Genomic DNA, 13,335 nt, shown 5'->3' on the forward strand with positions numbered 1-13,335 from the left:
GGCTTACCTCGCGTTACTGGCGCCAACCGGGGATTCCGGTTGAAGCTTCAGGTAGAAGTAGAACAGCACCAGGGTGATTGCGATCAGCAACGCGGCGCCGGCACTGGCCAGGCCCCAGTTGAGGAACGATTGCACCTGCTGAATGATGAACTCCGGCAGCATCATGTTCTGCGCCCCGCCGAGCAGTGCCGGGGTGACGTAATAACCGAGCGACATCACGAACACCATCAAACCGCCGGACGCCAGACCCGGCCGGCACAGCGGCAGGAACACCCGGAAGAAGTTGGTCCACGGACTGGCGCCGCAGATCGAGCCGGCCTGCAGGATCATCGGGTCGATGGCCTGCATGGTTGCCTGCAACGGCAGCACGATGAACGGAATCATGATGTAGCTCATGCCGATCACCACGCCCGTGAGGTTGTGCACCATCTCCAGCGGTTGATCGATGATGCCCATCGCCATCAGCGCCTTGTTGATCACCCCCGAGGCTTGCAGCAACACCAGCCACGAATAGGTGCGGGCGAGCAGGCTGGTCCACATCGACAGCAGCACGATGTTGAGGATCCAGCGCCCCCAGCCGCGCGGCACCAAAGTGATCGCCCAGGCCAGCGGAAAGCCCAGCAGCAGGCTGAACAGCGTCACCAGCCCGGCCACCGAAAAGGTGTTGAGCAGCACCCGCGCATAGGCCGAGTTGGCGAACAACTGTTCGTAGTTGCCAAGGCCAGGCACAGGTTCCAGCACACCGCGCAGCAGCAGGCCAATCAACGGCGCGAGAAAGAACAGGCCGAGGAACAGCAGCGCCGGGACGAGGTTGCCGGCGCCGCGCCAGCGTTGCTTGAAAGCCGAACCGGCAGCGCCGGCGGCGCTCCCGGTGGCAGTGGAAGGACGAGGCGCAGTGGCCGCGATTTTCATTTGACCAGCCATTCGTTCCACCGTGTCGCGATAGCCGGACCGTTCTTGGCCCAGTAAGCGAAATCAAGGGTGATCTGATCCTTGGCGTAAGCCGTCGGCAGGTTGGGGGCCAGCGTCGAATCCAGACGCTCCACACTGTCGAGGTTGACCGGCGCGTAGGCGGTCAGGTTGGAGAAGTCGGCCTGGCCTTTGGCGCTGCTGGCATTGGCGAGGAACTTCATCGCCGCGTCCTTGTTTTTCGAGCCTTTTGGGATGACCAGAATGTCGGCCATGACCAGGTTCTGTTTCCAGCTCACGCCGACCGGTGCGCCGTCTTCCTGCAAGGCGTGCACACGGCCATTCCAGAACTGGCCCATGCTCGCTTCGCCGGACGCCAGCAGTTGCTGCGACTGCGCGCCGCCGCCCCACCAGACGATGTCTTTCTTGATGGTGTCGAGTTTCTTGAAGGCGCGATCCAGATCCAGCGGGTAGAGCTTGTCAGCCGCAACGCCGTCGGCCAGCAGCGCCAGTTCGAGCACGCCGGGGCTTGGCCATTTGTACAGGGCGCGTTTGCCGGGGTAGGTCTTGGTGTCGAACAGCGCGCTCCAGTCCTGCGGCTTGTTGGCGCCCAGCTTGCCCTCGTTGTAGCCGAGGACGAAGGAGAAGAAGAACGAGCCGACGCCGTGATCGCTGACGAAACGCGGGTCGATCTTGTCGCGCTGAATGACTTTGAAATCGAGCGGTTCGAGCAGGCCTTCGGCAGCGGCGCGCAGGGCGAAATCGGCTTCGACGTCGACCACGTCCCACTGCACGTTGCCGCTTTCGACCATGGCCTTGAGTTTGCCGTAGTCGGTGGGGCCGTCCTGGACGACGGTGATGCCGCTGGCCTTGCTGAACGGATCGGCCCAGGCCTGTTTCTGCGCATCCTGGGTGCTACCGCCCCAGCTGACAAAATTCACGCTTTCGGCAGCCATTGCAGCCTGGCCGGTAACGCTGAGCAGTCCCGCGAAAAAGATCGCAGTTGCAGCTTTGTTCAACACCATGTTCACGCCCTCATTGTTGTGTTTTTGAGCGGGCCTTGCGTTGTTGCCCGCCTGTCGGGAGCAGTAGCTGGACGGTTTTTCAGGTCGTCCGGTCTATGGAATATCATATTATGGTATTCCAAACTTTGTGCAAGCACTTTGCCTTACCGGTTATCTGGCAGGTTGGTTTTTTTGAGCCGTTCGGCCTGAGATATTTTGTGAATGTGAGATCCAGCCCCTCACCCCAGCCCTCTCCCAATGGGAGAGGGGGAAAGGGAGCCAATTTTTGTGCTGTTCAAAATTTGAGTTCGACTCGGTATCTCAGGTCGATGTATAGCGACCGGTCAACGCGGTCGGCTCCCTCTCCCTCTGGGAGAGGGCTGGGGTGAGGGCGGCGTCATTCAGTGAACGGAATGCTCTCAACCACCTCAAGGTCATACCCGGTCAACCCCGCATACTTCAGCGGTGGGCCGAGGTGGCGCAACTTGCCCACCCCAAGGTTCTGCAGAATCTGCGCCCCAGTCCCGACCTCGGAATAAATCCGCGATTGCGAACGGCTGAACTGCCGTGGCGGCTGGGTCAGCTGCGGCACGCGTTCGAGCAACGCCTGCGACGATTCATGATTGGCCAGCACCACCACAACCCCATGACCTTCCGCCGCGACCCGTTGCAGCGCCGCCCACAGAGTCCAGTTCGTTGGCCCGCTGTACTCGGCGCCGACCAGGTCGCGCAGCGGATCGATCACATGCACACGCACCAGCGTCGGCTCTTCACGGCGCAAGTCGCCCATGACCATCGCCATGTGCACGCCGCCTTCGATGCGATCCTCGAAAGTGATCAAACGGAACGTGCCATGCACCGTCGGCAGCTCACGTTCACCGATGCGTTCGATGGTGTGCTCGGTGCTTAGGCGATAGTGGATCAGGTCGGCAATGGTGCCAATCTTGATCCCGTGCTTGCGCGCGAACTGCTCCAGATCCGGGCGGCGCGCCATGGTGCCGTCGTCGTTCATCACTTCGACAATCACCGAGGCCGGGGTGAAACCGGCCAGACGCGCCAGATCGCAACCGGCCTCGGTGTGCCCGGCACGGGTCAGCACGCCACCTTCCTTGGCGCGCAACGGGAAGATGTGGCCGGGCTGCACCAGGTCTTCGGCGCGGGCATTCGGCGCGACGGCGGCGGCAACGGTGCAGGCCCGGTCGGCGGCAGAAATGCCGGTAGTCACGCCGACCGCCGCTTCGATCGACACGGTGAATGCAGTGCTGAACACACTGCCGTTGGCGGGTACCATTTGCTCCAGGCCCAGACGCTGACAATGTTCGTCGGTCAGGGTCAGGCAGATCAGCCCGCGTGCCTCGCGGGCCATGAAGCTGATAGCCTCCGGTGTGCAACGATCAGCGGCCAGCAGCAGGTCGCCTTCGTTCTCGCGGTCTTCGTCATCGACCAGCAGGACCATTTTGCCGAGGCGATAATCTTCGATGATTTCTTCGATGCTGTTGAAGGCCATGCTGGACTCTCAGGGTTCGTTGGAAATATATTGGTATACCATAATACAAAATCAACAAAGAGGTCACTATGAAGGCGTACTGGATTGCACATGTGGATATAGCCGATGCCGAGCACTACAGCCAATACACCCAGCGCACCCCGCAGGCGATTGCTGCTTTCGGCGGCAAGTTTCTGGCCAGAGGCGGGCGCAGCGAAGCGATGGAAGGACGGCAGACGCCACAGCGCACCGTGATCATCGAGTTTGAAAGCTACGAAACAGCCGTGGCGTGCTACCACTCGGCGGCGTATCAGGAGGCGAAGAGTTATCGCGAGGAATGGGCGAAGGCGGAGATCATTATCGTCGAGGGCGTTGCCCCGAACTGAGCCACACCACCATCCTGTGGGAGCGAGCCTGCTCGCGAATGCGTTCGAACATTCAACATTTGTATTGACTGACACGACGCCTTCGCGAGCAGGCTCGCTCCCACAGGTTTTGTGTTCAGGCAAATGTCAGCGCATGAAATGAATCTTGCCGCTGTCATCATTCCCCATGTAAATCCCGTAGACCCCAGCCTGGCGCTCTTCGATATAGCGCTCGAGAATCTGCCGGATCGCCGGGTAGTAGATCTGCTCCCACGGAATCTCTTCCGGGGCGAAGAACTTGTAATCCATGGTCTCCGGCCCGTACTGCCCGGTGATTTCCAGGGCGATGGCGCGGAAGATGATGTACACCTCGCTGATCTTCGGCACGCTGAAGATCGAATACGGCGAGACGATTTCCGCGCGCACGCCGCTTTCTTCCCAGACTTCGCGCAGCGCCGCCTGCTCGGTGGTCTCACCGCTTTCCATGAACCCGGCCGGCAGCGTCCAGGTGCCCGGGCGTGGTGGGATCGCCCGTTGGCACAGGAGGTATTTGCCGTCCTGCTCAATGATGCAGCCGGCAATGATCTTCGGATTGACGTAGTGGATATAGCCGCAGCCGCGGCACATCAGGCGCTCGTGCGTATCACCCGGCGGCGTCTGCTGACCGAGGTCAGGGCCACCGCATTTCGGGCAAAAGCTCGGGCTGAACATGTCATTGACCTATGCGGGGTTCTTTCAGCGCGATCGGCAGGGTGATCGCCGGGGTACCTTTGACGGCGACGCCTGTCTCTTCCTGCTTGCGCTTGAGGTAATCGAGGGCCACGGCGGCGGCCGCGCGGACGTGATCGACACAGGCCTGATGCGCCGCCAGCGGATCGCCGCTCTTGATCGCCTCGACCATTTTTTCCATCTCGTGATTACTCGCGCCGCGTCGGTTTTCCTGGGAGACCGAGGTCGCGCGCAGATAGCTGATGCGTGCCTGCAACTGGCGCAATTGGGTGGCGGCGACATGGTTGCCCGAGCCTTCGAGCAGCACGTCGTAGAAACCCTGCACCGAGTCGATGACCTGTTGCAGCTCGCCGTCCTTCAACGCCTTGCGGTTGTCATCGAGGGCTTTTTCCAGGGCTTTGATGTCCTTGGCTTTGGCGCGCAGGGTGAACAGCTGGACGATCAGGCCTTCGAGCACACAACGCAGTTCGTAGATATCGACGGCGTCGTCGAGGGTGATGATGGCTACGCGCGGGCCTTTGGCGTCGGCGAATTCCACCAGGCCTTCGGATTCGAGGTGACGCAAGGCTTCGCGCACCGAGGTGCGGCTGACGCCGAGGCGATCGCAGAGGTCGCGTTCGACCAGACGATCACCTGGCATGAGCTGGAAATTCATGATCGCGCTACGCAGTTTGTCCAGCACGATTTCGCGCAGGGTAACGGGGTTGCGATTGACCTTGAAGCTGTCGTCGAGTGGCTGGCGTTTCATGGGGTCCGCTCTTGAGCTTGGCTGTCCATGCCAGACGGGCATCAAAACAGCCGAGGGTTAACTGGAGGCCTCGGCGTCGGCTTCGGCAAAGGCTTCACGGGCCAGCCGGAAACTGTCCACGGCCGCCGGAACGCCGCAATAAATGCCGACCTGAAGCAGAATTTCGCGTATTTGCTCACGACTCAGGCCGTTACGCAAGGCGCCACGCACATGCAGCTTGAGTTCATGCGGGCGGTTGAGCGCCGAGATCATCGCCAGGTTGATCATGCTGCGCTCCTTGAGCGACAGACCCTCACGCCCCCAGACATGGCCCCAGCAGTATTCGGTGACCATTTCCTGCAGCGGGCGGGTGAAATCGTCGGCGTTGTCTATCGAACGCTGAACATAGGCTTCGCCGAGTACCTGCGTGCGGATTTGCAGGCCTTTTTCATACTTCTCGTTACTCATAAATCCTCCTGTCACCACAGATCCCTCGTGTAGGAGCTGCCGAAGGCTGCGATCTTTTGATCTTGCTCTTGAAAATCAAAGTCAAAAGATCGCAGCCTTCGGCAGCTCCTACAGGGATTTGTGTGAATTCGTCAGGCCAGAGTCGGCAACGGGCCGAGCTTGCCCTTGTGATAAATCATCGGCGTCACCGGTTGCTCGGGCAGGATCAGGTTCTTCACTGCGCCGACAATGATCGCGTGATCGCCGCCGTCGTATTCACGCCACAATTCGCACTCGATGATCGCCGTGGCCTTGGCCAGGATCGGGTTGCCCAGATCGCTCAGGTGCCACTCGATGCCCTTGGCCTTTTCCTTGCCCTTGCCGGCGAACGCGTAGGCTTCGGCGGTCTGCTCGGCGGAGAGCAAATGGATGGCGAATTTCTTGCTGTCGCGCAGCACCGGGTAGGTGTCGGACGCATAGTTGGGGCAGAACAGCACCAGCGCCGGGTCGATCGACAGCGCGCTGAACGCGCTGGCGGTGATGCCGACAATGCCGCCTTCCGGGTCGAGGGTGGTGACCACCGTGACGCCGGACGGAAACGAGCTCATGACGTCTTTGTAAATGCCGGGTTCGATCATTTCGCAGGACTCCTAGCGCATCACAAACGGATCAGGCATTGGCGCCTGGGAGAGGTTGATCCACACCGTTTTCAGTTCGGTGTAGGCCAGCACCGAATCGATGCCGCTTTCGCGTCCATAGCCACTGTTCTTGAAGCCGCCGATCGGCGCCATCGCCGACACCGCACGGTAAGTGTTGACCCAGATGATCCCCGAGCGCACATCGCGCGCCAGACGATGGGCGCGACCGAGGTCGCGGGTCCAGATGCCGGCGGCGAGGCCGAACTGTGAGTCGTTGGCGATCGCCAGTGCTTCGGCTTCGTCTTTGAAGCGAATCACCGAAGCCACCGGGCCGAAGACTTCTTCCTGCATGATCTTCATCGAATTGCGGTCGCACTCGAACAGCGTCGGCTCGTAGAACCAGCCTTCACCGAGATCCGCCGGACGCTTGCCACCGGTGCGCAAACGCGCGCCTTCGGCGATGGCGTCAGCGACCAGACCTTCGACCACCGCCAATTGCTGGGCGGTGGCCATCGGGCCCATCTCGCTGTGGTCTTCCTGCGGGTTGCCGATGCGGATGCGCTGGGCGCGTTCGACCAGACGATTGACGAATTCGTCGTAGATTTCGTCCTGCACCAGCAAGCGCGAACCTGACACGCAACTCTGCCCGGACGCCGCGTAGATGCCGGCAATCGCACCGTTGATCGCGCTGTCCAGATCGGCGTCTGCGAAGATGATATTCGGCGACTTGCCGCCCAGCTCCAGCGACAGCTTGGCGAAGTTCTCGGCGCTGCTGCGCACCACATGCCGTGCCGTGGCCGCGCCGCCGGTGAAGGCAATCTTGCGGATCAGCGGATGGCGGGTGAGGGCGGCGCCGGTGCTCGGGCCGTAACCGGTGACGACGTTGACCACGCCCGGCGGAATCCCGGCTTCGAGGGCCAGGCGTGCGAGCTCGAGAATGGTCGCCGAGGCGTGCTCGGACGGCTTGATCACGATGGTGTTACCAGCGGCGAGGGCCGGGGCCAGTTTGATTGCGGTCAGGTACAGCGGGCTGTTCCACGGAATGATCGCGGCGACCACACCCATGGCTTCGTGCACGGTGTAGGCAAACAGGTCAGGCTTGTCCAGCGGCAGGGTGCCGCCTTCAAGCTTGTCGGCGAGGCCTGCGGTGTAGTGGAAGAACTCCGGCAGATAGCTGACCTGGCCACGGGTTTCGCGGATCAGCTTGCCGTTGTCGCGGCTTTCCAGCTGCGCCAGGTGTTCCTTGTTTTCTGCGATCAGATCACCGAGGCGGCGCAGCAGTTTGCCTCGCGCGGTGGCGGTCAGACCGCGCCACGCCGGGCTGTCAAAAGCAGTTTGCGCTGCTTGCACGGCGCGTTCGACGTCCGCTTCATCGGCGTCGGGCAGTTCCGCCCAGGCCTGCGCGGAGGCCGGGTTGAGGCTTTCGAAGGTCTTGCCGGAGAGGGCGTCAACCCAGTCTCCGCCGATGCACATCTGGAAGCGTGCGAGTGTCATGCAACGATCCCCTTTATATGGTTTTGTCGGGCGTGTGCGAATTGGAGAAATTCCAGCAGCATCTGGTTGACCAGACGCGGCGACTCTACCGGCATCATATGCCGTTGCTCGGGCAGCACGGCAACCTTCGCACCGGGGATGCGCCGGGCCAGTTGCTCGGCCATTTCCGGGGTCGAGCCGGGGTCGAGTTCGCCGGTGGCGATCAGGGTCGGCGCCTGAATGCTGCTCAGGTCGTCGGCGCGGTACATGTCCTGGGTGGCAAACAATTCATAAGTGGTCAGGTAGCCCTGCGGATCGTTGTTGGCCAAGGTCTGGCGCAATGCGGCGATCTGCGCCGGGTTGGCCGCCTGATATTCACGGCTGAACCAGCGTGACAGGGCGGCTTCGGCATTGGCGTCCGGGCCGTGTTCGGCAGCCTGCGCAGTGCGCGCAATCACGCCGGCACGCTGTTCTTTGCTGCGGTTGAACACACTGTTCAACACCACCAGACTTTGCAGGCGCTCCGGGTAATGCAGGGCGAAGGCCCGCGCGACCAGTCCGCCCATGGAGAAACCGATCACCGCTGCCTGCGGCACGTTCAAGTGATCGAGCAGCTCGAGCAACTGATCGGCGTAACCGAGCAGGTCGGTGCCGCTGGCCGGGCGCGGGCTGGCGCCGTGGCCGAGCATGTCGTAGGCGATCACCTGGTATTGGCTGGCGAGGCCGACAATCTGCCCGCCCCACATTTCTTTGTTCAGGCCCACGCCGTGGATCAAGACCACGGGCTGGCCTTGGCCGGTCGCCAGGTAACTGGTGCCAGCCGGGGTGAGTTCAGCGGTGAGCCGAATCATGGAGCGCTCCTGCAATGCCTTTTTATTGTGATTACTGGGCTTTTTCGGCAGCCAGTTCTTCCAGATCGATGTAGCGGTTGCCGATGCGCGGATGCAGGCGGCCACCGTCGGCGCAACCCAGCACGACGACGATTTCGTCGGCACGCGGCGCGTCTTCGATCTGCATTTCCAGGGTGATGTAGTGCGAACGCAGGCCTTCGTCGTCCTTGTGCATCATCGGGATCTGAATCGAAGTGCCAGGGCCGCCGCGCTTGTTGGTAAAGCTCAGGTAGCTCTTGGCTTTCACTGCTTCGCGATAGTGGTTGCCAAAGCGCAGGGTGTGGATCACCGCCGACGCGTGCTCGATTTCGCCATCAGCGCCGACTACGGCCGCTTTGCCGTAGGCCTCGATTTTCTCGGCACCGCCGATGATGCCGACCAGGCGTTCGACCATCATTGCGCCGAGGTCGGAGCAGTTGGCGCGGATCTGCGGCTTGAGGTCTTCGACAAAACCGTTGCCCACCCACGGGTTCTTCATCACCACGGCGAGGCCGACCATGGTCACCGGCTTGTCAGTAGCCTTGCCGCCTTCAATGAAGGTTTCTTCGACATAGCTGACGATCTTGCGAATTTCGAAACTCATGAGCTGCTCCGTTGGGGGATTGAGAGTGTCTGTGCGTCTGATGGTATACCATAATACCAATCCTGCAAGTCCCCTTCGCAAGATTTGCCGTATCCATCCGGCGAATGGCGCTGCATTCACTGACAACTACAAATACCAAGACCACCCCTAACCCCTGTGGGAGCGAGCCTGCTCGCGAAAGCGGTGGGTCAGCCAATAAACAGGGTGACTGGTACATCGCATTCGCGAGCAGGCTCGCTCCCACAGGGAAAATGATTGGTTACAGAGGGCCGCTTTCGGTTAACAAAAGATAACGTGGCGCTGATTGTCAGACATTTGCAAAGCCCGATAGGATGAGCCAGCTTCCGAAGGGGCTCTGGATTGCGGGTTTCAGGATGATGCTTCTGATCTGCCACTAGCCGAGCACCCTTGCGGCGCCCTTGAAGGCCCGATGGCCCAACAATAATAAATAGGGGAAGGTCTATGAGTCGTTGCCGCCCGCCGGCGTTACGCAACACCGCGTTGCTGGCCACAGCACTCTCACTGCTGGGCTTTGCCACGTTATCGGCACCTGTGATTGCCGCCGAGGCCCCGGCTGACGTGGTCTATGCCACCGAATCGGCCAAGGCCGCAAAAAGCCTGATTCTTGATGTCGTCCACGCTGGCGCGCGTCTGGTCGCGGTCGGCGATCGCGGGCACATCGTCTATTCCGATGACCAGGGCAAGACCTGGACCCAGGCCAAGGTGCCGACCCGACAACTGCTCACCGCCGTGTATTTCGTCGACGACAAAAACGGCTGGGCCGTGGGCCACGACGCGCAGATTCTCGCCAGTGCAGACGGCGGTCTGACCTGGACCAAGCAATTCGAAGACCTCAAACGTGAATCGCCGCTGCTCGACGTCTGGTTCAAGGACGCCAGCAACGGCTTTGCCGTGGGCGCCTACGGCACGCTGCTGGAAACCACCGACGGCGGCAAGAACTGGGAAGACGTCAGCGATCGCCTCGACAACGAAGACCAGTTCCACCTCAACGCCATCGCCGCCGTGAAAGACGCCGGGCTGTTCATCGTCGGCGAGTCCGGCAGCATGTTCCGCTCTGCCGATGACGGCCAGACCTGGGAAAAGCTTGAAGGCCCGTACGAAGGTTCGCTGTTCGGCGTGATCGGCACGGCGCAGCCGCAGACCCTGCTGGCGTACGGCTTGCGCGGCAACCTTTATCGCTCCACTGATTTCGGCAGCAACTGGGAGCAGGTCGAACTCAAAGCCGCACGCGGTGCGCTGGAGTTCGGCCTGTCCGGCGGCACGCTGCTGGAAGACGGCTCGATCGTCATCGTCGGCAACGGCGGCTCGGTGATCAGCAGCAGCGACAACGGCGAAACCTTCAGCGTGTTCAACCGCCCGGATCGCATTTCGCTGTCGTCGGTCACCGCCGCCGGCAACGGCAACCTGATTCTGACCGGGCAGGGTGGCTTGCACATCACCCAGCCAAACGGTGCCGAGACCAATAACAAGAAGGCGGGGCTATGACTTCCTTGATCACTCCTCAGCAGGAAAAGGCGACGGTTCTCGAGCGCCTGATCTTCAACAACCGCCCGGCCGTGATCCTGATCTGCCTGGTGGTGAGCATTTTCCTGTTCTGGCAGGCCACGCTGATTCGGCCGTCGACCAGTTTTGAAAAAATGATCCCGCTGCAGCATCCCTTCATCGAAAAGATGATGGAGCACCGCAACGATCTGGCGAACCTCGGCAACACCGTGCGTATTTCGGTGGAAGCCACCGACGGCGACATTTTCTCCAAGGAGTACATGGAGACCCTGCGCCAGATCAACGACGAAGTGTTCTACATTTCCGGCGTCGATCGTTCCGGCCTCAAATCGCTGTGGAGCCCGAGCGTACGCTGGACCGAAGTGACCGAAGAGGGTTTCGCCGGCGGTGAAGTGATTCCGCAGAGCTACAACGGCTCCCAGGACAGCCTCGATCTGCTGCGCAACAACGTGCTCAAGTCCGGCCAGGTCGGGCGTCTGGTGGCCAACGATTTCAAGTCGAGCATCGTCGACATCCCGCTGCTGGAGGCCTATCCGGACCCGCAGGATCAGGGCAAGTTGCTGGCGCTGGACTATCGCCAGTTCTCCCATGAGCTCGAAGACAAGATCCGCAACAAGTTCGAAGCGCAGAACCCCAACATCAAGATCCACATCGTCGGTTTCGCCAAGAAGGTCGGTGACCTGATCGATGGTCTGGTGATGGTGGTGCTGTTCTTCGGTGTCGCCTTCGTCATCACCCTGATTCTGCTGCTGTGGTTCACCAACTGCCTGCGCAGCACCATCGCGGTGTTGAGCACGACGCTGGTGGCGGTGGTCTGGCAACTGGGGTTGATGCACTTCTTCGGCTTCGGCCTCGACCCGTATTCGATGCTGGTGCCGTTCCTTATTTTCGCCATCGGCATTTCCCACGGTGTGCAGAAGATCAACGGTATCGCCCTGCAATCCAGCGAGGCCGATAACGCCCTCACGGCTGCACGACGCACCTTCCGCCAGTTGTTCCTGCCGGGGATGATCGCGATTCTGGCCGATGCGGTGGGCTTCATTACCCTGCTGATCATCGACATCGGCGTGATCCGTGAACTGGCGATCGGCGCGTCTATCGGCGTTGCGGTGATCGTGTTCACCAACCTGATCCTGCTGCCGGTGGCGATTTCCTATGTCGGCATCAGCAAGCGCGCGATTGCCAAGAGCAAGAAAGATGCGAACCGCGAACACCCGTTCTGGCGTCTGCTGTCGAACTTCGCCAGCCCGAAAGTTGCGCCGATTTCGGTAGCGTTGGCGCTGATCGCCTTCGGTGGCGGCCTCTGGTACAGCCAGAACCTGAAGATCGGCGACCTCGACCAGGGCGCGCCGGAACTGCGTCCGGACTCGCGCTATAACAAGGACAACAACTTCATCATCAGCAACTACTCGACCAGTTCCGACGTGCTGGTGGTGATGGTCAAGACCAAGGCCGAAGGCTGCTCGCGCTACGAAGCCATGGCGCCGATCGATCAGCTGATGTGGAAGATGCAGAACACCGAGGGCGTGCAGTCGGCGATCTCGCTGGTGACCGTGTCCAAGCAGATGATCAAGGGCATGAACGAGGGCAACCTGAAATGGGAAACCCTGTCGCGCAACCCGGACGTACTGAACAACTCGATCGCCCGCGCCGATGGCCTGTACAACAACAGCTGCTCGCTGGCGCCAGTGCTGGTGTTCCTCAACGACCACAAGGCCGAAACCCTCGACCGTGCGGTGAGTGCGGTTCAGGAGTTCGCCAAGGAAAACAACAAGGACGGCCTGGAATTCATCCTCGCCGCCGGTAACGCCGGGATCGAAGCGGCCACCAACGAAGTCATCAAACAGGCTGAGCTGACCATCCTGATCCTGGTGTACATCTGCGTGGCGGTGATGTGCATGATCACCTTCCGCTCGTGGGCCGCGACCTTGTGTATTGTCCTGCCGCTGGTGCTGACCTCGGTGCTCGGCAACGCGCTGATGGCGTTCATGGGCATCGGCGTGAAAGTCGCGACGCTGCCGGTGGTGGCGCTGGGTGTGGGGATCGGCGTCGACTACGGCATCTACATCTACAGCCGTCTGGAAAGTTTCCTGCGTGCCGGGCTGCCGTTGCAGGAAGCCTATTACCAGACGCTGAAGTCGACGGGTAAAGCAGTGCTGTTCACCGGCCTGTGCCTGGCGATCGGCGTGTGCACCTGGATCTTCTCGGCGATCAAGTTCCAGGCCGACATGGGTCTGATGCTGACCTTCATGCTGCTGTGGAACATGTTCGGTGCGCTGTGGCTGCTGCCGGCGCTGGCCAAGTTCCTGATCAAGCCTGAAAAGCTGGCAGGGCAGAAGGGCAACTCGTTGTTTGCCCACTGATCTGACAGGCTGAAACGATAAAGCCGCAACCTTTAGGGGTTGCGGCTTTTTTTGTGGTTCAAGATCAAGAGCCCCTCACCCTAGCCCTCTCCCGGAGGGAGAGGGGACTGACCGCGGTGTCTTTCGCCATACACCGACCTGAAAGACCGAGTCGATTATGGATCCAAAGCAAAGCGTTCGCCCCGAGATGCCAGTCG

The 13,335-nt window shown here is 60.9% G+C and carries 13 protein-coding genes; 3 read left to right on the forward strand and 10 right to left on the reverse strand.

Translation table 11 applies throughout. The annotated features are described in order from the left end of the window. Window positions 1-3: 3 nt before the first annotated feature. The 3 genes from PspCFBP13508_RS15030 to ribBA all read right to left on the reverse strand — a co-directional run bounded on the left by PspCFBP13508_RS15030 (window position 4) and on the right by ribBA (window position 3,420). The gene (locus PspCFBP13508_RS15030) at window positions 4-912 is read right to left on the reverse strand and encodes an ABC transporter permease (RefSeq protein ID WP_016775019.1); all 909 of its coding nucleotides are present in this window, start codon (window positions 910-912) and stop codon (window positions 4-6) included. Next, window positions 909-1,934, reverse strand: coding sequence for an ABC transporter substrate-binding protein (locus tag PspCFBP13508_RS15035; protein WP_122602413.1), 1,026 nt, complete (start codon window positions 1,932-1,934; stop codon window positions 909-911). The genes PspCFBP13508_RS15030 and PspCFBP13508_RS15035 overlap by 4 nt, the downstream gene beginning before the upstream one ends. A 376-nt stretch (window positions 1,935-2,310) precedes the next feature. Continuing rightward, the gene (gene ribBA, locus PspCFBP13508_RS15040; RefSeq protein ID WP_016775017.1) at window positions 2,311-3,420 is read right to left on the reverse strand and encodes a bifunctional 3,4-dihydroxy-2-butanone-4-phosphate synthase/GTP cyclohydrolase II; all 1,110 of its coding nucleotides are present in this window, start codon (window positions 3,418-3,420) and stop codon (window positions 2,311-2,313) included. 68 nt (window positions 3,421-3,488) lie between these two features. Here ribBA and PspCFBP13508_RS15045 point away from each other — a divergent pair, with 68 nt between their 5' ends. Then, window positions 3,489-3,785: a DUF1330 domain-containing protein gene (locus PspCFBP13508_RS15045; protein WP_137214971.1), complete on the forward strand. Its 297-nt coding sequence runs from the start codon at window positions 3,489-3,491 to the stop codon at window positions 3,783-3,785. Window positions 3,786-3,911: 126 nt separating this feature from the next. On the opposite strand, the gene PspCFBP13508_RS15055 is transcribed toward PspCFBP13508_RS15045, so the two are convergent. From PspCFBP13508_RS15055 to PspCFBP13508_RS15090, 7 genes are all read right to left on the reverse strand, one after another. Further along, window positions 3,912-4,475 carry an NUDIX hydrolase gene (locus PspCFBP13508_RS15055; RefSeq protein ID WP_024013191.1) on the reverse strand — a complete coding sequence of 188 codons (564 nt, stop codon included), beginning with the start codon at window positions 4,473-4,475 and terminating at the stop codon, window positions 3,912-3,914. A 1-nt stretch (window position 4,476) separates the two neighbouring features. Next, entirely contained in the window at window positions 4,477-5,241 is a 765-nt protein-coding gene (locus PspCFBP13508_RS15060) for a GntR family transcriptional regulator (protein ID WP_016775014.1), read from the reverse strand. Between the two features lie 57 nt (window positions 5,242-5,298). Further along, window positions 5,299-5,688 (reverse strand): carboxymuconolactone decarboxylase family protein, encoded by a 390-nt coding sequence (locus tag PspCFBP13508_RS15065; RefSeq protein ID WP_039763896.1) that lies wholly within the window; start codon window positions 5,686-5,688, stop codon window positions 5,299-5,301. A 131-nt stretch (window positions 5,689-5,819) separates the two neighbouring features. Then, window positions 5,820-6,305, reverse strand: coding sequence for a flavin reductase family protein (locus PspCFBP13508_RS15075; RefSeq protein ID WP_137214973.1), 486 nt, complete (start codon window positions 6,303-6,305; stop codon window positions 5,820-5,822). A 12-nt stretch (window positions 6,306-6,317) separates the two neighbouring features. Next, entirely contained in the window at window positions 6,318-7,799 is a 1,482-nt protein-coding gene (locus tag PspCFBP13508_RS15080; RefSeq protein WP_042606772.1) for an aldehyde dehydrogenase, read from the reverse strand. Continuing rightward, window positions 7,796-8,629 carry an alpha/beta fold hydrolase gene (locus PspCFBP13508_RS15085; RefSeq protein WP_137214974.1) on the reverse strand — a complete coding sequence of 278 codons (834 nt, stop codon included), beginning with the start codon at window positions 8,627-8,629 and terminating at the stop codon, window positions 7,796-7,798. Before PspCFBP13508_RS15085 ends, PspCFBP13508_RS15080 begins: the two co-directional genes overlap by 4 nt. 31 nt (window positions 8,630-8,660) lie before the next feature. Beyond that, on the reverse strand, window positions 8,661-9,251 hold the full coding sequence (locus tag PspCFBP13508_RS15090; RefSeq protein ID WP_007968626.1) for an amino acid synthesis family protein: 591 nt from the start codon (window positions 9,249-9,251) through the stop codon (window positions 8,661-8,663). Window positions 9,252-9,713: 462 nt separating this feature from the next. Between PspCFBP13508_RS15090 and PspCFBP13508_RS15100 the strand changes: the two genes are divergently transcribed. Further along, window positions 9,714-10,757, forward strand: a complete 1,044-nt coding sequence (locus PspCFBP13508_RS15100) for a YCF48-related protein (protein WP_137214976.1) — start codon at window positions 9,714-9,716, stop codon at window positions 10,755-10,757. Beyond that, complete coding sequence (locus PspCFBP13508_RS15105; RefSeq protein WP_137214977.1) at window positions 10,754-13,138, forward strand: RND family transporter; 2,385 nt, start codon at window positions 10,754-10,756, stop codon at window positions 13,136-13,138. Before PspCFBP13508_RS15100 ends, PspCFBP13508_RS15105 begins: the two co-directional genes overlap by 4 nt. Window positions 13,139-13,335: the final 197 nt, after the last annotated feature.

The organism is Pseudomonas sp. CFBP13508 (genome assembly GCF_005233515.1).
GTDB lineage: Bacteria > Pseudomonadota > Gammaproteobacteria > Pseudomonadales > Pseudomonadaceae > Aquipseudomonas > Aquipseudomonas mercuritolerans.